This is a genomic window from Ruegeria sp. CH6 (assembly GCF_056537005.1).
The window spans coordinates 22,330-45,008 of the sequence record NZ_JBQFQS010000018.1; the positions used below are offsets into that span (position 1 = coordinate 22,330).

19 protein-coding genes are annotated in these 22,679 nt (G+C 57.1%); 11 read left to right on the plus strand and 8 right to left on the minus strand.

Annotated elements, in window-relative coordinates:
- Positions 1 to 25 precede the first annotated feature (25 nt).
- The 5 genes from ACR0CW_RS21215 to ACR0CW_RS21235 all read left to right on the plus strand — a co-directional run bounded on the left by ACR0CW_RS21215 (position 26) and on the right by ACR0CW_RS21235 (position 5,112).
- Positions 26 to 1,240, plus strand: coding sequence for an ABC transporter substrate-binding protein (locus ACR0CW_RS21215; protein ID WP_480789308.1), 1,215 nt, complete (start codon positions 26 to 28; stop codon positions 1,238 to 1,240).
- Between the two features lie 67 nt (positions 1,241 to 1,307).
- Complete coding sequence (locus ACR0CW_RS21220; RefSeq protein ID WP_480789309.1) at positions 1,308 to 3,152, plus strand: ABC transporter permease; 1,845 nt, start codon at positions 1,308 to 1,310, stop codon at positions 3,150 to 3,152.
- Positions 3,149 to 3,922: an ABC transporter ATP-binding protein gene (locus ACR0CW_RS21225; RefSeq protein ID WP_480789310.1), complete on the plus strand. Its 774-nt coding sequence runs from the start codon at positions 3,149 to 3,151 to the stop codon at positions 3,920 to 3,922. The genes ACR0CW_RS21220 and ACR0CW_RS21225 overlap by 4 nt, the downstream gene beginning before the upstream one ends.
- Positions 3,915 to 4,616, plus strand: coding sequence for an ABC transporter ATP-binding protein (locus ACR0CW_RS21230; protein WP_480789311.1), 702 nt, complete (start codon positions 3,915 to 3,917; stop codon positions 4,614 to 4,616). The genes ACR0CW_RS21225 and ACR0CW_RS21230 overlap by 8 nt, the downstream gene beginning before the upstream one ends.
- Positions 4,617 to 4,686: 70 nt before the next feature.
- Positions 4,687 to 5,112, plus strand: coding sequence for a MarR family winged helix-turn-helix transcriptional regulator (locus ACR0CW_RS21235; RefSeq protein ID WP_170334792.1), 426 nt, complete (start codon positions 4,687 to 4,689; stop codon positions 5,110 to 5,112).
- Here the strand turns inward: ACR0CW_RS21235 and ACR0CW_RS21240 are convergent.
- Together ACR0CW_RS21240 and ACR0CW_RS21245 are read right to left on the minus strand one after the other, a co-directional pair.
- Positions 5,107 to 6,219 (minus strand): CaiB/BaiF CoA transferase family protein, encoded by a 1,113-nt coding sequence (locus tag ACR0CW_RS21240; RefSeq protein ID WP_480789312.1) that lies wholly within the window; start codon positions 6,217 to 6,219, stop codon positions 5,107 to 5,109. The two genes, ACR0CW_RS21235 and ACR0CW_RS21240, sit on opposite strands and share 6 nt — an antisense overlap.
- A gap of 55 nt (positions 6,220 to 6,274) precedes the next feature.
- A complete protein-coding gene (locus ACR0CW_RS21245; protein WP_480789313.1) occupies positions 6,275 to 7,441 on the minus strand; it encodes an amidohydrolase family protein in 1,167 nt (388 codons plus the stop codon).
- A gap of 160 nt (positions 7,442 to 7,601) precedes the next feature.
- Here ACR0CW_RS21245 and fdxA point away from each other — a divergent pair, with 160 nt between their 5' ends.
- Positions 7,602 to 7,934 (plus strand): ferredoxin FdxA, encoded by a 333-nt coding sequence (fdxA, locus tag ACR0CW_RS21250; protein WP_480789314.1) that lies wholly within the window; start codon positions 7,602 to 7,604, stop codon positions 7,932 to 7,934.
- 6 nt (positions 7,935 to 7,940) lie between these two features.
- Positions 7,941 to 8,750: a ferredoxin--NADP reductase gene (locus ACR0CW_RS21255; RefSeq protein WP_480789315.1), complete on the plus strand. Its 810-nt coding sequence runs from the start codon at positions 7,941 to 7,943 to the stop codon at positions 8,748 to 8,750.
- Positions 8,751 to 8,825: 75 nt separating this feature from the next.
- Here the strand turns inward: ACR0CW_RS21255 and ACR0CW_RS21260 are convergent, their stop codons facing one another.
- Complete coding sequence (locus ACR0CW_RS21260; protein WP_480789316.1) at positions 8,826 to 9,656, minus strand: crotonase/enoyl-CoA hydratase family protein; 831 nt, start codon at positions 9,654 to 9,656, stop codon at positions 8,826 to 8,828.
- Complete coding sequence (locus tag ACR0CW_RS21265; RefSeq protein ID WP_480789317.1) at positions 9,607 to 10,368, minus strand: SDR family NAD(P)-dependent oxidoreductase; 762 nt, start codon at positions 10,366 to 10,368, stop codon at positions 9,607 to 9,609. Before ACR0CW_RS21265 ends, ACR0CW_RS21260 begins: the two co-directional genes overlap by 50 nt.
- Positions 10,369 to 10,576: 208 nt before the next feature.
- Here ACR0CW_RS21265 and ACR0CW_RS21270 point away from each other — a divergent pair, with 208 nt between their 5' ends.
- From ACR0CW_RS21270 to ACR0CW_RS21285, 4 genes are read left to right on the plus strand one after another with little or no spacing between them, the layout of a single operon-like run.
- Positions 10,577 to 12,421 carry a feruloyl-CoA synthase gene (locus ACR0CW_RS21270; RefSeq protein ID WP_480789318.1) on the plus strand — a complete coding sequence of 615 codons (1,845 nt, stop codon included), beginning with the start codon at positions 10,577 to 10,579 and terminating at the stop codon, positions 12,419 to 12,421.
- Positions 12,418 to 14,046: an acyl-CoA dehydrogenase family protein gene (locus ACR0CW_RS21275; RefSeq protein ID WP_480789319.1), complete on the plus strand. Its 1,629-nt coding sequence runs from the start codon at positions 12,418 to 12,420 to the stop codon at positions 14,044 to 14,046. The genes ACR0CW_RS21270 and ACR0CW_RS21275 overlap by 4 nt, the downstream gene beginning before the upstream one ends.
- A 15-nt stretch (positions 14,047 to 14,061) precedes the next feature.
- Positions 14,062 to 14,475 (plus strand): Zn-ribbon domain-containing OB-fold protein, encoded by a 414-nt coding sequence (locus ACR0CW_RS21280; RefSeq protein ID WP_480789320.1) that lies wholly within the window; start codon positions 14,062 to 14,064, stop codon positions 14,473 to 14,475.
- Positions 14,476 to 14,487: 12 nt separating this feature from the next.
- Complete coding sequence (locus ACR0CW_RS21285) at positions 14,488 to 15,636, plus strand: acetyl-CoA acetyltransferase (RefSeq protein ID WP_480789321.1); 1,149 nt, start codon at positions 14,488 to 14,490, stop codon at positions 15,634 to 15,636.
- An 85-nt stretch (positions 15,637 to 15,721) separates the two neighbouring features.
- Here the strand turns inward: ACR0CW_RS21285 and ACR0CW_RS21290 are convergent, their stop codons facing one another.
- From ACR0CW_RS21290 to ACR0CW_RS21305, 4 genes are read right to left on the minus strand one after another with little or no spacing between them, the layout of a single operon-like run.
- Positions 15,722 to 17,491, minus strand: a complete 1,770-nt coding sequence (locus tag ACR0CW_RS21290; RefSeq protein ID WP_480789322.1) for an acyl-CoA dehydrogenase — start codon at positions 17,489 to 17,491, stop codon at positions 15,722 to 15,724.
- Positions 17,492 to 17,503: 12 nt separating this feature from the next.
- Complete coding sequence (locus ACR0CW_RS21295) at positions 17,504 to 19,804, minus strand: 3-hydroxyacyl-CoA dehydrogenase/enoyl-CoA hydratase family protein (protein WP_480789323.1); 2,301 nt, start codon at positions 19,802 to 19,804, stop codon at positions 17,504 to 17,506.
- On the minus strand, positions 19,805 to 20,986 hold the full coding sequence (locus ACR0CW_RS21300) for an acetyl-CoA C-acyltransferase (protein WP_480789324.1): 1,182 nt from the start codon (positions 20,984 to 20,986) through the stop codon (positions 19,805 to 19,807).
- A gap of 23 nt (positions 20,987 to 21,009) precedes the next feature.
- Positions 21,010 to 22,608 (minus strand): long-chain-fatty-acid--CoA ligase, encoded by a 1,599-nt coding sequence (locus ACR0CW_RS21305; RefSeq protein ID WP_480789325.1) that lies wholly within the window; start codon positions 22,606 to 22,608, stop codon positions 21,010 to 21,012.
- Between the last annotated feature and the right edge of the window lie 71 nt (positions 22,609 to 22,679).

The following is a 22,679-nucleotide window of genomic DNA, read 5'->3' on the forward strand; positions in this document are numbered from 1 at the left end:
AAAATGATCATAGGGAGGACTAGATATGAATCTGATCAGACGCACGGTACTTGGCGCGCTCGCCGCGTTGCCTCTGACCGGCTTAACAACCGGCAGCGGTTTGGCCCAAGACACCATCGTGCTGGGCGAAGTCAACAGCTACACCCGGCTTCCGGCTTTTACGGAGCCTTACAAAAAAGGCTGGCAGCTGGCTGTTGAACAAATCAACGCCGCAGGTGGCGTCAACGGCAAACAACTGGAAGTCATCAGCCGCGACGATACCGGCGATCCGGCGACCGCAATCCGCATCGCTGAAGAATTGGTTTCGAAAGACGGAGCCGTGCTGATTTTTGGTACATTCCTGTCCAATATCGGCCTGGCCGTATCGGATTTTGCCAAACAGAAAGAGGTTCTGTTCCTCGCCTCCGAACCTCTGTCAGACGCGATCGTTTGGTCCAAGGGTAACAAATACACCTACCGGCTGCGCCCCTCGACCCACATGCAGGCTGCCATGCTGGCCGAACAAGCCGCCAAGCTGGACGCTGTGAAATGGGCCACCGTCGCGCCGAACTATGCCTATGGGCAGGATGCGGTGAAGGCATTCAAATCAGAGCTGACCAAATTGCGCCCTGATGTGGAGTTTGTCGAAGAACAGTGGCCCCCATTGTTCAAGATCGACGCAGGATCAACTGTACGCGCATTGGAAGCAGCCAAACCGGATGCGATCTACAACGTCACATTTGGTGGTGATCTGGCAAAATTCGTCCGTGAAGGGTCATTGCGCTTCCTCTTCGAAGACCGCGATGTGGCGTCTCTTCTGACTGGTGAGCCCGAGTATCTTGCTCCGTTGGGGGGTGAAGCGCCTGAGGGTTGGATCGTAACCGGGTATCCATCAACAGATATCGAGACCGACGACCACAAAGCCTTTGCCGATGCCTATATCGCGAAATTTGGCGAAGCACCCAAGACGGGTTCGATAGTCGGCTACAACTCAGTTCTGGCGATTGCTGCTGCACTCGAGAAAGCCGGTTCAACAGACACCGAGGCATTGCTGGCTGCAATGGAGGGACTGACCGTTGACACCAGCCCCACCGGCCCATTCACTTTCCGCGCGGCGGACCACCAGTCCACGATGGGTGCCTATGTCGGCAAGACCGGTATGGTGGATGGTAACCCTGTGATGGTCGACTGGGCCTATGCTGATGGGGCCGATTATCTGCCCAGTGAAGAAGACGCAACAGCCCTGCGTCCGGCGGAATAAGCCGAAATCGGCGGGGCATATGTTGCCCCGCCCCACAATAAGAACACGAACAAGGGACGGTGGCCCGATGGGGTTCTATTTTGCTCAGCTACTGACTGGATTGGCGAATGCGTCTTCGCTGTTTCTCATCGCTTCCGGGCTTTCGATCATCTTCGGCGTTACGCGGATCGTGAATTTCGCACATGGCTCGTTCTATATGATCGGCGCGTATCTCGCATATACGCTGGTCTCAATCTGGAGCGGCAGCATCATCGGTTTTTGGGGCAGTGTGATTCTGGCTGCAATGATTGTCGGACTGATCGGCCTCGTGATCGAGCTGACCATCCTGCGCCGCATCTATCATGCGCCCGAGTTGTTCCAGCTGGTTGCAACCTTTGGGGTCGTTCTGATCTTTCAGGATGCGACTTTGGCAATTTGGGGGGCAGAGGATCTGCTGGGGCCGCGCGCGCCTGGACTTGATCGAGCGGTCCGGATCATGGGAGAGCCAATCCCTGAATATGATCTCGCCTTGATTGCGATCGGACCTGTCGTGCTGCTGGCGATCTGGTTGCTATTCCACAAGACGCGATGGGGTGTACTGGTCCGCGCAGCCACGCAGGACCGCGAAATGGTCGGCGCGCTTGGCGTCAATCAGGCCTGGTTGTTCTCGGCGGCCTTTGTGCTGGGTTCATTCCTGGCCGGGCTGGGCGGTGCGCTTCAAATTCCACGTGAAGCGGTGTCGCTGCAAATGGACCTTTCAATCATCGGCGAAGCCTTCGTTGTCGTCGTTATCGGAGGTATGGGCAGTGTTTCAGGGGCATTTGTCGCGGCAGTTCTCATCTCGGTTCTCAATGCGTTTGCGATCCTGATTTTCCCCCAAATCTCGATTGTCCTGCCCTTTATCGTGATGGCGATCGTCCTGATCTTCCGGCCTCATGGATTGTTCGGAAAACCGGGCAGCGAGAAAGGCGCACCAGAAGAACCCGAGCGGCCTCTGGCACTGATGGACCAGAAATCGGCAATGGTTCTTTTTGCGGCTTTGGGCGTTCTTGCACTCAGCCCGTTCTTCACCGCCGATTTCACGACGGTCCTGATGGTGGATGTGATGATGGCAACGCTGTTTGCAGTGTCATTGCATTTCATGATGGGCGTCGGAGGCATGGTCAGCTTCGGGCATGCCGCTTACTTTGGTGTCGGGGCGTATGCTGCGGCGATGGCCGTCAAGTTTCTCGGATTTGGAATGCTCCCGGCGATGGTCTTTGGCCCGATTTGCGCCGCTATGGCAGCCCTGTTCTTTGGCTGGTTCTGCGTACGGCTTTCCGGCGTGTATCTGGCGATGCTCACGCTGGCCGCCGCTCAGATCCTATGGGGGGTCACCTTCCAGTGGCAGGAGTTTACCGGAGGTGATGACGGGATCCTTGGGGTTTGGCCTGCCAAGTGGGCCAGTTCGGACAAGGTCTTTTTCTATATCGCTTTTGTTTTGTGTGTTGGCGGTATCTGGATGTTGCGCCGCGCGGCATTCTCGCCCTTCGGTTATGTGCTGCGCGGCATACGCGACAGCCAGACCCGGGCCGAGGCGATCGGTGTCGATACCCGCTTCCACCAATGGATGGGCTTTGTTCTGGCCGGAGGCTTTGCAGGTTTGGCCGGCGTGGTATTTGCCTTTTCCAAAGGCAGCGTCTTTCCTGACAGTCTGGGGATTGCGCAGAGTATCGACGGCCTGATCATGGTGTTGTTGGGCGGTATTCACGCACTGGCGGGACCAATTCTGGGTGCAGGTGCCTTTGTTCTGATTGAGGACTGGGTCACTAGGCTGGACTACTGGCGGTTTATCTTCGGTGCCATCATTCTGGTCGTCGTTCTGCTGGCTCCGGATGGAATCGCAGGCGGCATTCAGCGACTGTTGCGTATGCTGAAGGGAGAGCGGGCATGACTCGGGTTCTTGAGGTACGTGACCTTTCCAAACGCTTTGGAGGCGTGCAGGCGGTTAAAGATGTCAGCTTTGATTTGAACGAAGGTGAGTTTCTGGCCCTGATCGGCCCAAACGGTGCAGGCAAGACAACCTGCTTCAACATGCTGAACGGGTATTTGAAACCCGATACCGGCTCGGTTTCGCTGCGTGGTCAGGCCCTGATCGGCCATCCACCGCGGAAAATCTGGAGAATGGGCGTAGGCCGCACGTTCCAAATCACGGCGACTTTCCTTTCGATGACAGTTGTCGAAAACGTGCAGATGGCGCTGATCTCGCATCATCGTCGGGTGTTTGACCTGTTTTCTCGTGCGACGCATTTGTACGTGGATGAGGCGATGGCATTGCTGGAACTCGTCTCGATGCAGGATCAGGCCGGGCGCGCCTGTTCGGAACTGGCCTACGGTGATCTCAAGCGGCTGGAACTGGCGATCGCACTCGCCCACGAACCCGCCTTATTGCTGATGGATGAGCCAACCGCTGGTATGGCACCTTCCGAGCGACTTGCACTGATGTCCCTGACCGCAGAAATCGTTGCAAAGGGAGGGGTCAGCGTCATCTTCACTGAACATGACATGGATGTGGTTTTTGCCCATGCCCACCGCATACTTGTCCTGAATCGGGGTGAGTTGATCGCTGAAGGCACCGGCTCGGAAATCCGGGCAAACCCCACGGTACAGGAAGTCTATCTGGGTGGCGGCAGCGTTTTCGAAGCGGAGGGTGCCTATGCTTGAAGTCACCAACCTCGGTGCATGGTATGGCCGCGCACAGATTCTAAACGGCGTATCTCTGAATATCCAAGAGAACGAAGTTGTCGCGCTGATGGGGCGCAATGGCGCCGGAAAATCTACGACAATGAAATCAATCATGGGGCTGGTACGCCACACTGCGGGTACAGTTCACTATGACGAACGCAGCATCCTGGGTGGCACGCCCCATGCCATTTGCCGCGCAGGCATCGGCTATGTTCCGGAAGAACGGCGGATATTTGGTGATCTGACCGTTGAAGAAAATCTGGAGGTCGGTCGTCGCCCACCCCGCCCGGGTGCCCCGGAATGGACGCTGGAACATCTGTTTGAGCTGTTCCCAAACCTTGATGAGCGTCGGAAAAACCTCGGCAAGCAGTTGTCTGGGGGTGAACAGCAGATGCTGACCATAGCCCGCACCCTGATGGGCAACCCCAAACTGGTCTTGCTGGATGAACCATCCGAGGGGATCGCTCCGGTAATCGTCGAACAGATGGCGCGTGTCATAGCCGAATTGAAACGCGAAGGTTTGTCGGTACTGATCAGTGAACAGAACCTGCATTTTGCACGGCTGGTCTCGGACCGGGCATATATCATAGAAAAAGGAGAGATGAGGTTCGAAGGTAGTTTCGCGGATCTGGACGAAAATCCTGAGATTTCCAATTCCTACCTTGCGGTATGACCCCTGGCTATTGTAGCGGTCGCCCGGACGTTTATTATAACACAAACGAAAATACCGGTCAGGAGCAACCATGACAGACTCAGACGACAGCTATCTGCTCGACAGTCAGGTCGGCTATTTGTTGCGTCTGGCCAATCAGCGTCACGCTTCGATTTTTCAGTCGCACACCCTGGAAGGCCTGACGCCCACTCAATTTGCAGCTCTGGTGAGAATTGCCGAGCTCGGCAAATGTTCGCAGAACCGCTTGGGCCGGTTGGCCGCCATGGATGTCGCGACGATTAAAGGTGTTGTGGACCGCTTGAAGCAAAAGGGCTTCACGATTACCGAGGCCGATCCGGACGATAAGCGCCGCACTTTGATTTCGCTTTCGCCGGCCGGAGAGGCGCTGGTTGAACGGATGAAAGAAGTCGGCCAGAAGATCACGGGCGAAACGCTGAAACCCCTGACCGCCGCCGAGCAACGCAACCTGATCAAGATCCTGCGCAAAATCTCATGATCTGACCGGCCGTTTGGGCGAGGCTTTGTCCAGACGCAGTTCCGACCGAGAAAACCGGATTGGTGTGCGCAGCCCCGGCACACCTTCCGGCTCGATCTGCATAACACGATGATGAATTTGCGGATCACTCAGCGCTTCGGCGACCGTATTGATCGGCCCCCCTGGCACTCCACCGCCTTCAAGCGCTGCCAACAGATCAGCCTTGGTCCATTTCTGGCAGGCTTCGGTCAGCATGTCGCTCAGTTCAGAGCGATTGGCCACACGATCCGGGTTGGTTGCAAACCGCGCATCATCAGCCAGTTCGGAACACCCCAGAAGCCCGCAAAGCGTTGCGAACTGACGGTCATTTCCACACGCGATGATGATATGGCCGTCCGCAACCGGGAACACCTGATACGGGACAATGTTTGGATGCGCATTCCCCAGACGGGTCGGGCAATTCCCCGAAGCCAAATAGTTCATGGCCTGGTTGGCCAACACCCCCGTCATGCAATCGAGCAAGCTCAGATCCACATGTTGCCCCTGCCCCGATCTTTCTCGTTCCGCCAGCGCAGCCTGAATTCCGATCACCCCGTAAAGCCCGGTGAATATGTCCGCAAAAGCCACACCGATTTTTTGCGGTTCGCCCTGTGGATCGCCGGTCAGATCCATGATGCCGCTCATACCCTGGATCAGAAAGTCATAACCGGCACGATGTGCATATGGCCCGTCCTGACCAAACCCCGTAACGGAGGCGTAGATCAGGCGGGGATTGATTTCTTTGACACTGTTATAGTCCAGGCCAAACTTTTGCAGGCCGCCGACTTTGAAGTTTTCGACCACAACATCCGCCTCGCGGATCAGGTCGAGCAGTTTTGACCGGTCCTCCGCATCCGCAAAGTCCAGCGCTATGCTATCCTTTCCTCGGTTTGCGGCGTGAAAATACGCGGCCGTCCGATCTCCGTCACGCTCGATAAATGGCGGCCCCCATTTGCGGGTGTCATCACCATCCGGGCTTTCGATCTTGAGGACTTCGGCCCCCAGATCGGCCAATGTCTGACCGATCCACGGACCCGCCAGAATCCTGGCTAGCTCAACCACTTTCAGGCCCTGCAAAGGTGCGCTCATCTTACGTCCTAGTCTCGCCGTGCCCTAATGCCTTCAACATCCAGAAGTGATCTGTTCAGCTAGCAATCTGCGGCAAACGCGTTGCCGGAGGCGTATTGCGACTGCGTTCCGAACGCACAACACCATCGATGATGGTCATGCCGACACCCGGAAGATTCCCTAACTGAACAGATTCTAGAATCGTCTTACCTGGCGCGTGCTGCGCCTGATCCATCAGCACGAAATCTGCACAATACCCCTTTTCGATCAGACCTGTATCCAGCTCGCGCTGACGTGCGGTATTTCCGTTCGCAAAGCAAAACGCGATCTCGGCGGGAACGTTGCCCAAAGCTGACAGCATCGCGACCATTCGCATGATACCCAGAGGCTGCACACCAGAGCCAGCTGGTCCATCCGTACCCAGTATAATCCGATCCATCTGCTTGAGCTCACGCGCGGTGTTCAGAGTCAGAAGTGCGGCGCGTTCGTTCCCGTTGTGCACAATCTCCAACCCGGCGGTACAGCTTTCGCAAAGGCAGGTGATCTGATCGTCAGGCAACGCGGAATGCCCGCCATTGATATGCCCAATCACATCGGTTCCGGTTTCCAGAACCATATCCGCATCAATCAGGCCGGACCCCGGAATCGACGGCCCTCCAGTATGGATTGTTGACTGGATACCGTACTTTCGCGCCCAGTCGACCATCTGTTTGGCAGTCTTGCCGTCCTTGACCGTACCCAGCCCGACCTCACCCAGCAGCTTGACGCCGGCGTCAGCCATCTCTTTGAAGTCTTCCTCGACCATACCATGTTCGATTACCGGCGCTCCGGCATGAACCTTTACGCCAGAAGGTCGGAAATTCTCATACCAACGCTGCGCTGCAATCGCCATCGCCTTCAGGCCCACCACGTCCTTAGGCCGACCCGGCATATGCACTTCACCCGCCGAAATCAGTGTGGTCACGCCGCCGTGCAACGTGGAATCGATCCAGTGAAGCTGTTGTTGTCTGGGGGTATAGTCGCCAACGACCGGATGAATATGGCTGTCGATAAGGCCCGGTGCCAGAGTCACACCATTGGCGTCCACCACGGTGTCAGCATCGTCACAATCGAGGTCCTTTTCGTATCCCCAGTCCGAAATCTTGCCGTCAATGGCGATCACACAGTCCCCATCGAGAATCGGGTTCTCCATCTTTCCTGATAGCAGCAGTCCGATGTTTTTCACGACCAGTTTATCAGCCATCTGTCCCTCTCGAAGATTTGGATATTTCGTTAGTATACTAATTATATTAGCCTCTGGGTCAAGCACGAAGCGCTCTAAGTAATCGTTAGTATAAAAACGTATTGACAGGCGACGCGGTTCAGAAATATTCATTCGTATACTAATGATAAGGATAGCCGCGTTGACCTATGTAGTGACGGATAACTGCATCAACTGCAAATTTACCGATTGCGTCGAAGTCTGCCCGGTGGACTGCTTCTACGAAGGCGAAAACACATTGGTCATCCATCCTGATGAGTGCATTGATTGCGGCGTTTGCGAACCGGAATGCCCTGCAGATGCAATCCGCCCGGATACCGAAGACGGAATGGAAGATTGGGTCGATCTGAACCGTAAATATGCAGAACAGTGGCCCGTCATTACGGAAAAAAAAGACCCTCTGCCCGACGCCGATGACTGGAACGGCAAGGACAGCAAACTGGAGCTTCTGTCCGAAGCTCCCGCGGACGCATAGGAGAGCATGATGTCGCTGGACACCCAATCAAAGACAGATTTTCCCATACCGGCAAGCGTGTTTGCCCAAACTGTGACCGAAGTTCAGCATTATACGGACAGCCTGTTCAGATTCCGTATCACCCGCCCATCGACCTTTCGATTCCGGTCCGGTGAATTCGTGATGATAGGTCTGCCGAATGCCGAAAAGCCGGTGCTCCGTGCCTATTCTGTCGCCTCACCCAGCTGGGATGAAGAACTCGAGTTCTATTCGATCAAAGTACCAAATGGTCCGCTAACCGAGCATCTGCAGAAGATCCGCGAAGGTGACACCGTTTTGATGCGCAAAAAGCCGACAGGTACGCTGGTGAACGACGCGCTGTTGCCAGGCAAGCGGTTGTGGATGTTCTCAACCGGCACAGGCATCGCACCTTTTGCGTCCCTGATCCGCGATCCCGAAACCTATGAGAAATTCGATGAAGTTATCCTGACTCATACCTGTCGGGAGGCAGCGGAACTGCAATACGGCAAAGACTTGGTCGCAACACTAAAATCCGACCCGCTGGTGGGTGAGATGGCCCAGAACTTGCGCCACTATTGCACCGTCACGCGTGAGGATTATCCGTTTCAGGGCAGGATCACCGATCTGATGGCGTCAGGCAAAGTGTTCGATGATCTGGGCGTACCCGCGATCTCTCCGGAACATGATCGCGGAATGATCTGCGGCTCGATGGCAATGCTACAGGATACCAAGGCCGCGCTGGAAGGGTTCGGACTGGAAGAAGGTGCGAATAACAAACCTTCCACTTTCGTGGTCGAACGCGCCTTCGTCGACTAACCTCCGGGGCTCTGCCCCGCCCGACACCGGGATCTGGTGAAACGCTCTCACGCCAGATCCCGCGTGTCTCGGACCTCACTGATTGTCCCGCTTCCCCGTTTTAGTCAGAAACGCCTCCATCCCCGCCCGCGCTTCGGGAGAGGATTGAGCAATCGCCGCCGCCAGACTCTCTGCAAAGAATCCATCGCTGGCCGACATGTCGTTGATGCGCGTGATCGCCTGCATCATCATATAGTTGGACAAAGGCGCGTTTTCAGTAACGCGCCGGGCCAGTTCCATCGCTTTGTCGAAAGCTCTACCATTCGGCTCGACATAATGGGCCAAACCCAGCTGCAACCCTTCCTCGGCCCCATAGCGACGTCCAGTCAGCATCATCTCCATCATCCTGCTGGCACCAATGATCCGCCCCACGCGTACGGTAGCGCCGCCACCTACAAAAATCGCGCGGCGTCCTTCGGGTAGTTCGTAGAATGTGTCCTGCTGTGAGACCCGGATATGGGCTGTCATCGCCAGCTCCATCCCTCCGCCCAGAACACCGCCATTCATCGCGGCGACAACCGGCACTCTGCCATACTCGATTTTGTCGAAAATTCTGTGCCACAGACGGCATTCATGCATGGCCCCTGCGGCATCGCGCATCGAATGCTCTAACAAATCCAGACCGGCGCAAAAATGTTGGCCCGAGCTGCGGATCACAACTGCGCCAATTTCGTCAGGCAATGTATCAAAGTAGTGCTCGATCTCAAACAACAGCCCGTGATTGATCGCATTGAACTTCGCAGGCCGGTCCAGGGTCAGGATGCCGACATTCCCATCAGTTTCGGGTTTGATATGCGTGTATTCCATTCCAACAGCCTCACTTGGGTTCAAGACGGATTGCCCCATCCAGACGGACACATTCGCCATTTAGCATCGTATTTTCGATCATATGCCCCGCCAGACGAGCGAACTCGGATGGCTGTCCCAGACGTGTCGGGAACGGAACCTTGGCGCCCAGGCTATCTTGTATCTCCTGAGGCAACAGTTCCATCATCGGGGTTGAGAAAATGCCGGGCGCGATAGCCATGACACGCACCCCCGAACGTGCAAACTCTCGGGCCGCCGGCAAAGTCAGACTCGCAACCCCACCCTTTGAGGCCGCATAGGCCGCTTGCCCGATCTGACCTTCGAACGCTGCAGCTGAGGCTGTGTTGATAATGACTCCCCGCTCTCCATCCTCAAGCGGATCGTTTTGCATAATCTGCTCTGCAGACAGCCGCATGACATTGAACGTTCCGATCAGATTGATCTGTATGGTGCGTGCAAACCCCTCAAGCGATGCCGGACCGTTACGACCAACAATCCGCTCACCATGTGTCACCCCGGCGCAGTTCACCACGATCCGCGGAAGGCCATTCGCCGCAATGGCCACTTGCAAAGCGTCGGCAACTTCTGCTTCGCTGGTCACATCACATGCGGCGGCAGTTGCTCCGAGTTGGACCGCCGAAGCATCAAGTTTGTCCCCCGGAAGGTCGAACAAAGCCACCCGGCCGCCGCGCGCCGCCAGATATTCAGCCGTGGCAAACCCTAAGCCTGACGCGCCTCCAGTGACGATTACAGATGCGTTTTCGATTTTCATATCTTGTCTCCATTTGCGGCCAGGGCACTGCGATCTGACGAAAGCTGCTTGGATTCTTGCACTGTATTTCGGTGCGTTATTCCCATGTATTCGAGCTTTAGTGAACGATCAATAATATATTTGCATACTAACAAATTATTGGTTAGCGTGAATTTCGAAATATCGATGCACTTTACCCGTTCCCTCGGCGGAATCAGGAAGACAGGACATGAGCAACACTGCCCCAAAGGACGATGAACTTAAGGTCCCGGCTGCCAAATTCGCACCAGCCGAAGTGCTGCGCGAAGATCTGGGCGACGGTGCGTTTGTGCTCCGCAGCCCGCACGGGCTTGAGTTCACGAAGCAAAGCCTGTCCAGCTATCTGGATCAGTGGGCGAAACAAGCGCCAAACCGACCGTTTCTGATGGAACGCGGGCCAGACGGTAAGTGGCAGGGCGTTACATATGCACAGGCAAAAGCACAGGTAGATTCGCTTGCCGCCTTTTTGCTGCAACAAGGGCTTGGACCAGATCGACCGTTGCTGATCCTGTCCGGAAACTCGGTTCGGCATGGCGTTCTTATGTTGGCAGCGATGCATGTCGGAATACCGGTCGTGCCCGTTTCGGTGCCCTATTCACTGTTTGATGAATCTCTCGCCAAACTGCGCCACATCGTGAATACAACGAAACCGGGCATGGCCTATGCTGATGATGCCCAGGTGTTTGCAAATGCGTTTGCGATGCTGTCTGCATCGGATGTCGCTGGTCTGTCCGACAACGGGGATCTGACCTTCGATAGCGCCCTTCAGACCAGTGCTAACGGCGCAGTTTCCGATGCACACGCATTGGTAAATCTCGACACAACGGGGAAAATCCTGTTCACCTCTGGCTCGACCGGCCTGCCGAAGGGCGTCATCGTGACTCAGCGCATGATGCTGGCTACGCAAGAGGCGGTTGTTCAAATCTGGCCTTTTCTGGAATCCGCACCCCCCGTGGTCGTGGACTGGTTGCCCTGGAACCACACCTTTGGTGGCAATTTCAATTTTAACATGATCCTGCGCAATGGCGGCAGTTTCTATGTGGACGACGGCAAACCCGTCCCTGGCGAGATCGAAAAAACCATTCGCTATGTACGCGAGGTGTCGCCAACCTTGTTCTTCAACGTCCCGCGCGGCTTTGACATGCTGCTGCCGGTCCTGCGCGAAGATGAGGAGTTTCGCCACGCGTTCTTCAAACGACTTGATCTGATCTTTTTCTCCGGTGCCGGCCTGCCAGATCACCTTTGGAAAGGGCTGGAACAGCTGGGGATCCAAGAGCGGGGCGAGAAAGTACCCTTTGTCAGCGCCTGGGGTCTGACAGAGGCAATGATGGCAACCTGCGTTCACTTCCCAATCGACAAAGCGGGTGTGATCGGGGTGCCCGGCCCGGGATCAGAACTCAAGTTCCTGCCCAATGGTGGCAAGCTGGAAATGCGAGTCCGCGGTCCGCACGTGACGACCGGTTATCTGAATAATCCCGAAAAGAACGCCGAAGCCTTCGACGAAGAAGGGTATTTCCTGACCGGCGATGCCGGGCGGTTGGAGGATCCTAAGGATCCATCCAGAGGCATCGTGTTCGATGGGCGCATTTCCGAGAATTTCAAGCTGATGACCGGCACATGGGTTGCTGTTGGAAATTTACGCGTGGCTCTGCTGCAAGCACTGAGTCCAATAGCATCTGACGCGGTCATTACCGGCCATGACCGGGCCGAGATTGGCGCTCTGCTGTTCCTGAACACGGATGAATGCAAAACGCTGACCGGGCATGACAATACTCAGGCAGGATATGCAGCTGATCCAGCTGTACGTGCATTCATCACCAAACAACTGGCTGCTTACAACGCCGGTCAAACCGGTAGTGCGACACGCGTTGGACGGGTGCGGATTGAACGCGATGCGCCATCGGTGGAAAGAAACGAAATCACGGACAAGGGCTATATCAACCAGCGTCTTGCGCTGGAGCTGCGCGCCGATGCGGTAACCGAACTTTATGAAGGCTCGGATGCCGTCATCATCACAGGCCGGGGAAACACATGATCGATTACACTGCATCCGAGGCTGATATCGCCTTTGTACTGAAACATATTGGCCGACCCGACCGCTCGCCGGATTGGAGCGACGATCTGGCCGACGCGGTGATCCCGGCCCTTGGAAAGTTCGTCAATGCCGAGATCGCACCGCTGGACCTGATCGGTGAAGATACCGGCGCTCGCCTGCAAAACGGTCGCGTAAGAATGCCCCCGCAAATGATCTCGGCCTACAAGCGCTACGCCGAGGCCGGATGGCCAGGACTTTGCGCGCCCGAAGAATTCGGCGGTCAGGATTTGCCGCATATTCTCGGGGCCGTGCTGGCGGACATGCTGGCCGGGGCCTGCATTTCTTACGAGATGGTGCTGAGCCTCGCGCAGGGCTGCATCCGCACGTTAAAAACATCCGGTAGCGATGACCAAAAGGCACGTCTGTTGCCTCCGCTTATATCGGGTGAATGGATGGCCTCGATGTGCCTGACTGAACCTGATGCGGGCTCGGATCTTGGGCGGATCAAAACAATCGCAACACCCACCACCGACGGACACGCACTCAGCGGAACCAAGATTTTCATTTCAGGTGGCGATCACGATTACACCGATAACGTGTTGCACCTGGTACTGGCCCGCACGCCGGATTCAGCACCGGGAGTGCGGGGACTGAGCCTGTTTGCCTGTCCGGCCGTTCTGCCGAACGGCACCCGCAACACAGTTCAGACCGTGCGTATCGAGGAAAAGATGGGCATGCATGCTTCGCCCACCTGTCAGATGGCCTTTGACGGAGCGCAGGCCGAGTTGGTGGGTGAGGAAGGCAAGGGCCTTGCCGCAATGTTCACCATGATGAATGCCGAACGTCTGGATGTGTCGCTGCAAGCGGTCGGTCAGATGGATGTCGCCTTTCAGCGCGCGCGCACTCATGCAGCGGCACGGCGACAGGGAACCGCAACCGAAGGCACGGCCCTGATTACAGAACACGGTGATGTGCAGCGGATGCTTTTGGACATCTACGCCCAAGCAATGGGCTGCCGTGCAATGGTTTATCGGACATTTGTAGATATGGATCTGGGGACCGATCAGGGACTGCTGGATATCCTGACCCCGACATGCAAGGCGTTTGCTACCGACGCGGTCAACATGGCCGCCAGTCAGGCAGTTCAAATCCACGGCGGCTACGGTTTCTGCAAGGAATACAGGGTCGAGCAGATCATGCGCGATGCGCGCATCATGGCAATCTACGAAGGCACCAATGGTGTGCTGGCCACCGGGATTGCCCGCCGCGCAATCCGCGCGAATGACGGCACCGCTGCTCAGGCCTTTGCCGAACTTGTCTCGGATGGTCCAACCTCGATGGAACTGGCTGAAGCAATCGAGGCATGGCGTGCGGCCACCAGGGAAATGCAGACCCGCTCTGATATCGGGCCCTCGGTCGCCGACTACATGCGCTTGACCGGCCTCGTCTATTTTGGACGTGTCTGGGCCGATATGGAAGCCGTTGCTGAACAGGCTCCCGAGCCGGATCTGCTAGGCGCAGCGGCAGGCCACGTGCGTACACGCATCCTACCCGAAGCCGCCTTGCTACGACGACGTATTCTCAATCCCCAACCCACTCATGATGCGGCTATTTTCGCTGCGTGAAACCAAGGAAGACATATGACTGACTTTGCCCTTCCCGAAGCCAGCCCACAGGCGGACGCGACTTTTCGCGCCGGCTTGGCGGCCGGAAAATTCCTGATTCAGCGTTCTACCAAGACAGGAGAGCACGTTTTCTACCCTCGCGCTCTGTCACCAACAACCGGCGCGGACGATCTGGAATGGGTCGAAGCATCGGGTCGGGGAACGGTCTACGCCTCGACGATCATCCGGCGGCCCGCAAAATTTGGTGGCGATATCAACAATGTACTGATCGATCTGGATGAAGGACCCCGAATGTTCAGTCGTATTATCGACGTCGACAACGAAGCGGTCGAAATCGGGATGAAGGTCCAGGCCGTCGTTATGACCCCTGACTTCGGACCCAACGCAAAATCCGGCGAACCGGCTGTTTTCTTCAGACCCGCGGAATAAGGAGACCACATCATGGCACATGCTCTTCGCGGGAAATCCGCCATCGTCGGCAAAGGCTATTGGGGTCTGGGCAAAACACCAGATACATCACCCATAGAGCTGATCGCCAAGGCCACGCAAAACGCACTGACTGATGCAGGAATGGATCTGTCCGAGATCGACGGGATCTGTGGCGGCACGTTCTATCACTTCTTCCCGACGCTTTCGATTGCCGAGTATCTGGGCATCCATCCGACTTGGGCGAATTCGGACATGGTGGGGGGATCATCCTTCATGTCCTATCTGCTTGAAGCAACGATGGCGATTCAGGCAGGCCTGTGTAAGAATGTTCTGATCTGCTACGGCTCGAACGCCAAATCCGCACGGGACCTGAACGGCCTGATTGAGACCCCGCAATGGGAACGCGCCTATGAGCCTATGGTCCCGGTCCCGGGTTATGCCTTCACCGCGCAGCGCTATATGCATGAATTCAATGTTCCGAAGGAGCATCTTGGTCATGTGGCGATCTCGGCCCGCAAATGGGCACAGCTGAACCCGGATGCCACAATGCGCACGGACCTGACCATGGATGAGTATCTGGCTTCTGCCATGGTTGCGGATCCGCTTGCAGTTCTGGACTGCTGCTTGATGTCAGATGGCGGGGCCGCGATCATCGTGACTTCGGCAGAGCGTGCCACAGACTATCAGGAAAAACCTGCCTACTTCCTTGGCGGCGGCAACGCGATTTCTCACCGCGAAATCAGCCAGGCGACAACGCTCACTACCACCTGTGCAACGGACAGCTCAAAACGCGCCTTTGAAATGGCTGGCATCACGACCAAGGACGTGGACGTGGTCGAGCTGTACGACGCTTTCACCATCAACACGCTGCTGTTCCTAGAAGACATGGGTTTTGTCAAAAAGGGTGAGGCCGGGGCATTTGTCGCAGATGGCAATATCGCGCCCGGCGGCAGCCTGCCTGTCAACACCAACGGCGGCGGACTCAGCTGCGTGCATCCCGGCATGTACGGCCTGTTCTGCCTGATCGAAGCCGCCACCCAGATCCGCGGGGATGGCGGTGATCGACAGATCAATGACGTCAACATTGCCATTGCTCATGGCAACGGCGGCACGTTCTCGAACGAGTTCACCACCGTTTTGGGCAGCGAAGCTGCTCTCTGATCCGAAACTCTATCGCGACAAATGCAAAAAAGGGCGCTCTGAATTCAGAGCGCCCTGTCGCGTCGCTGTCTGGGGAGAAGGAGAGTCAGAGACAGCGATCTGCCCGGCTGATAACGCCGGGCTCACCCGTTTGCATGATCAGTTCGTGGCTTACAGCGCGCGGCAGCGCACGCGTCATGAATGCCTGTGCGGCATCCAGACGATCTGCATAATAGTCCGATGACTGGCTGCCGGTAGCGGCACTTGCCGCGCGGGCGATCCGGGCCGACATCCAAGCCGACAGGCTAAGCGCTACGATTTCCAGATAGTCGCAGGCACCGGACAAGACCTCACCCTGCGACGCATCCAACACCCAATCAGTTGAACGATCCAACCGCTCGGCCGCGCCTCGCAGACTCCGCTGCGTGTCGGATAGCTCTGCAGGCAGATTGCTCGCCTCCTCCAGCATGTCTGCCACCAGGCTTTTGATTATTGCCCCCTGATCGCCGCGCACTTTGCGCATCACCAGATCACGGGCCTGAATCGCATTTGTGCCTTCATAAATCGCGGCGATACGTACATCCCGCATCAATTGCTCGACACCATAATCCTTGATGTATCCGTGCCCACCATGCATTTGGACAGCTTCGCTTGCCATGCGAGATCCCATGTCCGAGAGGTAGGATTTGATCACCGGCGTCAGCAACGACAGCCGGGCATCGGCGGCTTTGCGTTGCTCAGGCACCGTGACGCGATGAGCCTCATCCAACAGGCTTGCGCCGTAGTAGGCCAGCGCACGCGCCGAATCCATCTCACCCTGGGCGATTAACAAACGGCGACGCACATCGGCATGGGCGATCAGGGGATCGGCAACGCCGGTCGGGTTCAGTTGCTCATCATGTGCCCGGCCCTGCAGACGTTCGTGCGCATAAGCGTTGGCAGACTGTAACGCTGCTTCTGCCACACCAAGACCCTGCAAACCTACCGACAGGCGCGCAGCGTTCATCATAACGAACATTGCGGCCAGCCCTTTGCCCTCTTCGCCAACAATCCAGGCTTTGGCCCCTTTGAACGAAATGGCGCAAGTGGGCGATCCATGGATGCCCATCTTATTCTCAATCCCCGCAATGGTGATCTCGTTGCGCTCGTCCGTCGTGTTGTTGTCCCCATCCAGCATGTAGTTAGGCGCAAGAAACAACGATAGACCACGCGGACCGGGTTGCGCCCCCTTGACCCGTGCTAGGATCAGGTGGGCGACGTTTTCTGACATGTCATGATCGCCCCACGTGATGAATATCTTGTTGCCCGTGATGGCATAGGATCCGTCATCGTTGCGAACAGCCTTGGTTCGGATAAGCCCCAGATCCGTGCCGCAATGCGGCTCGGTCAGGTTCATGGTCCCGGCCCAGTGGCCGCGTGTCAGTTGCGGGCAATAGATGACCTTTTGCTCGTCCGAGCCATAAGCCATCAGCGCCTCGACCACGCCGAAGTTCAGCTCGTGGATCAGGGCAAACGCCAGATTGGTTCCGGCCATGCCTTCGCGCAGCGTTGCGTACAAAACAAAGGGCAGTTGCTGGCCGCCATACTCTTCATCCAGCGCCAGCGCATTCCAGCCGTCTTCGCAGAACACCTTGTAGGCATCGCCAAACCCGGGGGCAGCATAGACCTGACCATTTACCAGCCGAGCGCCGGGGCTGTCGCCGGCCTCGTTGCAGGTGGCGAGATTGTCCCACACGAGGGAATTGATTGCGTCAACGACGGCAAAGAACGTGTCCTTGTCACAATGCTTGTAACCCGGCAGAGCCAGAGTTTTATCAAGGTCCAGCACCTCATCCAGAAGAAACGCGATATCCCGCTGAGAAAGTTGATAGTCCATACTGTGTTTCTCTCAGTTTTTCAGCGGCTTGCCGGTGTTCATGGTGTGCCGCATCCGTTCGATGGTTTTATCCTGTCGGATCAGGCGCATCATGCCTTCGGCTTCCAACTTGTGCAGTGCCACTTCATCCAGAGTGCCACCGTCACCCCCTGCAAGAACATGCGCCGTCTCGCGAGCTATCTCGACCGTATAGGGCGCATCCGCAGTTGCTTCGGCCAGCGCGGCCAGCTTGGGCTCAAGCGCAGTGTTGATCGCAGCGGCGTCCAGCACGATTTCGACCTTGGCCGGAGCGGCATAGCCATTGGCCAGTTCCAAGGCGGCCGATTTCGCGTCCGCCAACAACCGGTCCCGGTTCATCACCACACCATCGTCTTTACGCAGATAGCCAGCATGTTGCGCCATAGGAGCAGATCCCACCATCAGCGCCGTCGGTATGACACCAAATGCTGCTTCGGCACCTTTAACCGGATCGCCCAATTCCGCTGTTTTGCGCAGCAACAGGGCCGTTGTTCCGCCCCATGCGGGCAACAGGCCCACATTGGCCTCGACCAGACCGATATTGCTTTCCAGCGTCGCCATGACTCGGTCCGAATGCATCAGGATCTCACACCCGCCGCCCAAGGCCAGACCACAGGCAGCCGAGACCACCGGAAACGGCGCGTATTTCATCTTGCGTAAGGTCGCCTGACCGATTGCCAATTGCCCAGCGACCAGATCCAATTCGCCGGCGTCTGCGCGGTCCAGCGCCTTCTTCAAGTTGGCGCCGACCGAGAAGTGACTGCCGTCGGAGCCGATAACCATCGCGCGGAAATCGCGTTCCACGACATCCAGTGCATCGGAAATCCCCTGCATCACCAGATCATCCAAAGCGGCGTTGGGTGAAGTGATGGACAGCAACACAACTCCATCGCCCATGTCGCGCAGGGCAACGGCCTCCGAGGTGAAAACCGGATCATCCGTTAAGTCCGAGGCAAAGATCACTCCGGGTCCTCGCGGTATATCCGCCTGCTCACCCGAGGGTAGCAGTACCTTACGATCACGACCCCGCCCCGAAAAGAAACCGCCGCGTTCCGCCGCCAAGGCCAGCAAAGGCGGTACATCCTGACCTTCTTCAACAAGACGGGCAGCGATCTTGGCCACGCCGATCTTGTCCATCAGGCGGAACGGGCCCATGCGCCAGTTGTATCCCAGCTCCATGCCCGCATCTACGGCCGCCGGGCTATCGGTGATTTCGGGCACGCAGTAGGCCGCATAGGACAGAGTCGCACTCATCACCGCCCAGGCGTAGTCGGCCAGCCTGTCGCCCTTTTGATCGATGAAATCTGTTCCAAAGGTTTTTACCAGTTCCGGCGTCTTGGCACGCGAGCGGTAAACCAGTGTCTCAAGATCAATGGCTTCGGCAACGGTTTTGCCCGCCGCGTCCATGGACCGGCGATAGAACCCCGATCCATCACCCTTGCGCCCGACATAGCCTTTTGCGGCCATCCGGTTGAATGTATCCACACCCTCGGTGTGGATCTGTTGCGGATCGTCAGCCTCAAGCAGCGACCGCATCGACAGGCGCGACTTGCCGATCAGGTCGATACCCACCAGATCGAACAGACCAAAAATGCCTGTTCCCGGAACACCAAAGGGGCGCGACAGAACGGCGTCGGCCTCTTCGACCGTGATGCCACGAGCAACTGCCTCACGCACGGCCACGTTCATCCAAAGGCCGCCCAGACGGTTGGCAATAAAGCCGGGCCGATCGTTGCACAGCACCATGGTCTTGCCCAGACGCTCGTCACCGTGGGCACGGACGCGTTCGACCACATTCGGATCGGTTTTCGGTACGGTGACAAGTTCGAGCAGCCGCATATATCGCGGCGGGTTGAAGAAATGAGTAATGACAAAACGTTTGCCCAACCCTTCGTCCAATTCGGCCACCAGATCCGCCAGCGGGATTGTCGAGGTGTTCGAGCTCAGGATCGCGTCATCCCGCAAATGCGGTGCGATCTTGGCATAGAGGTCTTGCTTGACGCCAAGATCCTCCAACACGACCTCAACCACCCAATCGCATTCGGACAGCAAAGCCAGATCGTCTTCGAGGTTCCCGCCGGTCAGCCGCGTGGCATAGGCCGGATCGGCCAGTTGCGGCGCGCGGCCCTTGGTCATACGCGCAATCGCATCCTTGGCGAGCGCCGAGCGATCCGCAGCTCCATCTGGCACGATGTCCAGCAAAAGCACCTGCGCCCCGGCGTTGGCGAAATGAGCGGCAATGCCTGCTCCCATCACGCCGGAACCGATGACGGCAACCTTGTTGATCGCGCCCATTTACAGAACCTCGAACAGGCCGGCCGCGCCCATACCACCGCCGATGCACATGGTGGCCACAACGTATTTCGCTCTGCGCTTCTTGCCCTCGATCAGCGCGTGGCCAACCATGCGGGTGCCCGACATGCCATAGGGGTGACCCACCGAGATCGCACCGCCATCGACGTTCAGGATCTCGTCGGGAATACCCAGTTTCTGCTGACAATACAGCGCTTGGCTGGCGAACGCTTCGTTCAGTTCCCACAGGCCGATATCGTCCATCTTCAGCCCATTGCGCTCCAGCAGCTGCGGCACCGCAAAGACTGGACCAATGCCCATCTCGTCAGGCTCGCAACCGGAAACCACATAGCCCACATAGCGGCCCAGAGGTTCAAGCCCGCGCTTTTCGGCCAGCTTCTCTTCCATCACGACCTGCGCCGACCCACCATCCGACAGTTGCGAGGCATTACCAGCGGTGATCCACTTGTTCTCACCCATTACCGGGGCCAGACCCTGCAGGCTTTCCAGCGTGGTCGAGGGTCGGTTGCACTCGTCGCGGGTCAGCGTGACCTCTTCTTGGGTGACTTCACCGGTTTCCTTGTCCTTATTCATCTTAGTGACCGTGATCGGAACGATCTCATCGTCGAACCTGCCAGCCTCTTGTGCAGCAGCGGTACGCTGTTGCGATTGCAGGGCGAATGCGTCCTGTGCCTCGCGGCTGATACCGTAGCGTTCGGCCACGGTATCTGCGGTCTTGATCATTGGATCATAGAAACCCCGGATGTTGTTCTCGATCCACTCTTCCTTCAGCCGATAAGTGTTGTCGCGCCCCATCACCAGCGAGATGCTTTCCGCACCGCCGCCGACAACCACGTCACAGCCATCGACCATGACCCGCGAACAGGCCCGGGTCAGCGCTTCAAGCCCCGAAGAACAGAACCGGTTGATCGTCTGTCCCGACGCCGTCACCGGCAGGCCCGCACGCATAGCGATCTGACGGCCCAGATTGCCACCATTTGCGCCTTCGGGCACAGCGTTACCGATGATCACGTCCTCAATCTCGGCCGGATCGACCCCAGCCCGCTTGACAGCCTCGGCGACTGCACGGCCGCCAAAAACAGCGGGGTGTGTGTCATTGAAGGCACCGCGAAAGGCTTTGCCAATAGCTGTACGGGCGGTCGAGACGATAACGACAGAACGCATGGGAGTGATCCTCAGAAACAGAATTAGTTGTCGGTTGGCAGCTTGTGGTCTGCGTATTGCTCACGCAGATGCAGTTTCGAAACCTTACCGGTTGCGGTGTGCGGTAGCTCGGCCTGAAACACCACGTCATCAGGCATCCACCACTTGGCGATTTGGCCATCGTAGAGCGCAAGAACGTCGGCACGACTGACATCTGACCCTTCGCGCCTGACGGCCACAATCAACGGGCGCTCGTCCCATTTGCGATGTTTCGCAGCAATACAGGCGGCCTCAAGAATGTCCGGATGGCTCATGGCGATGTTTTCCAGATCAATTGAGGAAATCCATTCGCCACCCGACTTGATGACATCCTTGGTTCGATCGGTCAGGCGCAAACAACCCTTTGGATCGATCGCAGCGACGTCGCCCGTGGAAAACCAGCCGTCTGCAGTAAAGGCGTCGGCTCCGACCCCACCCCAATAGCTGCTGGCAACCCAATGCCCCCGCACTTGTAACATGCCTGAGGCAACCCCATCATGCGGCAAGGTCTGCCTATCATCGTTCACGATACGCAGTTCGATCCCATACAGCGCCCGGCCCTGTTTGGTCTTGAGCTCGATACGGTCGTTATCCGGCAGCTTGTCTTCGCCCCATTTCGGAACAGACAATGTCCCGACAGGGCTCAACTCGGTCATGCCCCAGCCGTGGACAACATCTATGCCATGGCCCAGTTCGATCTGTTCGATCAATGACCGCGGTGCCGCCGACCCGCCCAGCATTGCGCGTTTTACTGTCTTCAGCTTTTCACCGCGTTGGTCGAGATACTCGAAAAGACCCAGCCAGACAGTAGGTACGCCTGAAATCATGGTGACCTCTTCGCCATCCATCAGTTCTTGCAACGGTGCCGGATCCATGCCCGGGCCGGGCATGACCAGCTTGGTGCCGTTCATCAGGGCGGCATAAGGAATACCCCAGGCACAGGCATGAAACATCGGCACAACCGGCAACGACGCATCCTTGGAGCTTAGCGCAAGCCAGTCGCCACCCGACACGCCCATGGCATGCAGCACGGTTCCCCGGTGAGAATAGAGAACCCCCTTGGGGTTACCGGTGGTGCCAGAGGTATAGCACAGCGCCATCGCTGCATTTTCGTCAAGTTCCGGCCAGGCGTACGTTTCTGACTGACCTGAGATCAGCGTTTCGTAGTCGATGACCTCGGTATTCATCTCCGGTACCCGATCAGGTCCGGTCAGGCTATACCAGCCCTGCAAAGATGGGCAACGTCCCGACACAGCATCGACCAGCGACGCAAATGTTGTATCGAAGAACAGACGGGTATCCTGCGCATCGTTGATGATGAATGCAATCTGATCCGGGTGCAGGCGAGGGTTGATCGTGTGGCAGATAGCCCCGATGCAAGCCAAGGCATAGTAGAGTTCCAGATGCTGGTTGTTGTTCCAGGCTAGTGTCGCCACCCTGTCACCGGGTCTCACACCCAGCCCAGTCAAGGCGTGGGCCAGTTGCTGAGTACGTCGCCCCATATCGGCATAGGTGTAGCGATCAATCGACATGTCCGAATTGCGCCAGACAATCTCTGCTTCGGGATGTGCACGCATCGCATGACTAGAGCGCGTCTGGCTCAATTGGTTTCATATCCTGCGGCCTGGAAGAAGTTGTAGCACTCGTCTGGGGTGAACATGTCGCAGACTGCGCC

Excerpts from the sequence above, each read along its gene's own strand:
- ACR0CW_RS21215 (WP_480789308.1), top strand. The coding sequence starts at position 26 with ATGAATCTGATCAGACGCACGGTACTTGGCGCGCTCGCCGCGTTGCCT.
- ACR0CW_RS21220 (WP_480789309.1), top strand. The coding sequence starts at position 1,308 with ATGGGGTTCTATTTTGCTCAGCTACTGACTGGATTGGCGAATGCGTCT.
- ACR0CW_RS21225 (WP_480789310.1), top strand. The coding sequence starts at position 3,149 with ATGACTCGGGTTCTTGAGGTACGTGACCTTTCCAAACGCTTTGGAGGC.
- ACR0CW_RS21230 (WP_480789311.1), top strand. The coding sequence starts at position 3,915 with ATGCTTGAAGTCACCAACCTCGGTGCATGGTATGGCCGCGCACAGATT.
- ACR0CW_RS21235 (WP_170334792.1), top strand. The coding sequence starts at position 4,687 with ATGACAGACTCAGACGACAGCTATCTGCTCGACAGTCAGGTCGGCTAT.
- ACR0CW_RS21240 (WP_480789312.1), bottom strand. The coding sequence starts at position 6,219 with ATGAGCGCACCTTTGCAGGGCCTGAAAGTGGTTGAGCTAGCCAGGATT.
- ACR0CW_RS21245 (WP_480789313.1), bottom strand. The coding sequence starts at position 7,441 with ATGGCTGATAAACTGGTCGTGAAAAACATCGGACTGCTGCTATCAGGA.
- ACR0CW_RS21255 (WP_480789315.1), top strand. The coding sequence starts at position 7,941 with ATGATGTCGCTGGACACCCAATCAAAGACAGATTTTCCCATACCGGCA.
- ACR0CW_RS21260 (WP_480789316.1), bottom strand. The coding sequence starts at position 9,656 with ATGGCGAATGTGTCCGTCTGGATGGGGCAATCCGTCTTGAACCCAAGT.
- ACR0CW_RS21265 (WP_480789317.1), bottom strand. The coding sequence starts at position 10,368 with ATGAAAATCGAAAACGCATCTGTAATCGTCACTGGAGGCGCGTCAGGC.
- ACR0CW_RS21270 (WP_480789318.1), top strand. The coding sequence starts at position 10,577 with ATGAGCAACACTGCCCCAAAGGACGATGAACTTAAGGTCCCGGCTGCC.
- ACR0CW_RS21275 (WP_480789319.1), top strand. The coding sequence starts at position 12,418 with ATGATCGATTACACTGCATCCGAGGCTGATATCGCCTTTGTACTGAAA.
- ACR0CW_RS21280 (WP_480789320.1), top strand. The coding sequence starts at position 14,062 with ATGACTGACTTTGCCCTTCCCGAAGCCAGCCCACAGGCGGACGCGACT.
- ACR0CW_RS21285 (WP_480789321.1), top strand. The coding sequence starts at position 14,488 with ATGGCACATGCTCTTCGCGGGAAATCCGCCATCGTCGGCAAAGGCTAT.
- ACR0CW_RS21290 (WP_480789322.1), bottom strand. The coding sequence starts at position 17,491 with ATGGACTATCAACTTTCTCAGCGGGATATCGCGTTTCTTCTGGATGAG.
- ACR0CW_RS21295 (WP_480789323.1), bottom strand. The coding sequence starts at position 19,804 with ATGGGCGCGATCAACAAGGTTGCCGTCATCGGTTCCGGCGTGATGGGA.
- ACR0CW_RS21300 (WP_480789324.1), bottom strand. The coding sequence starts at position 20,986 with ATGCGTTCTGTCGTTATCGTCTCGACCGCCCGTACAGCTATTGGCAAA.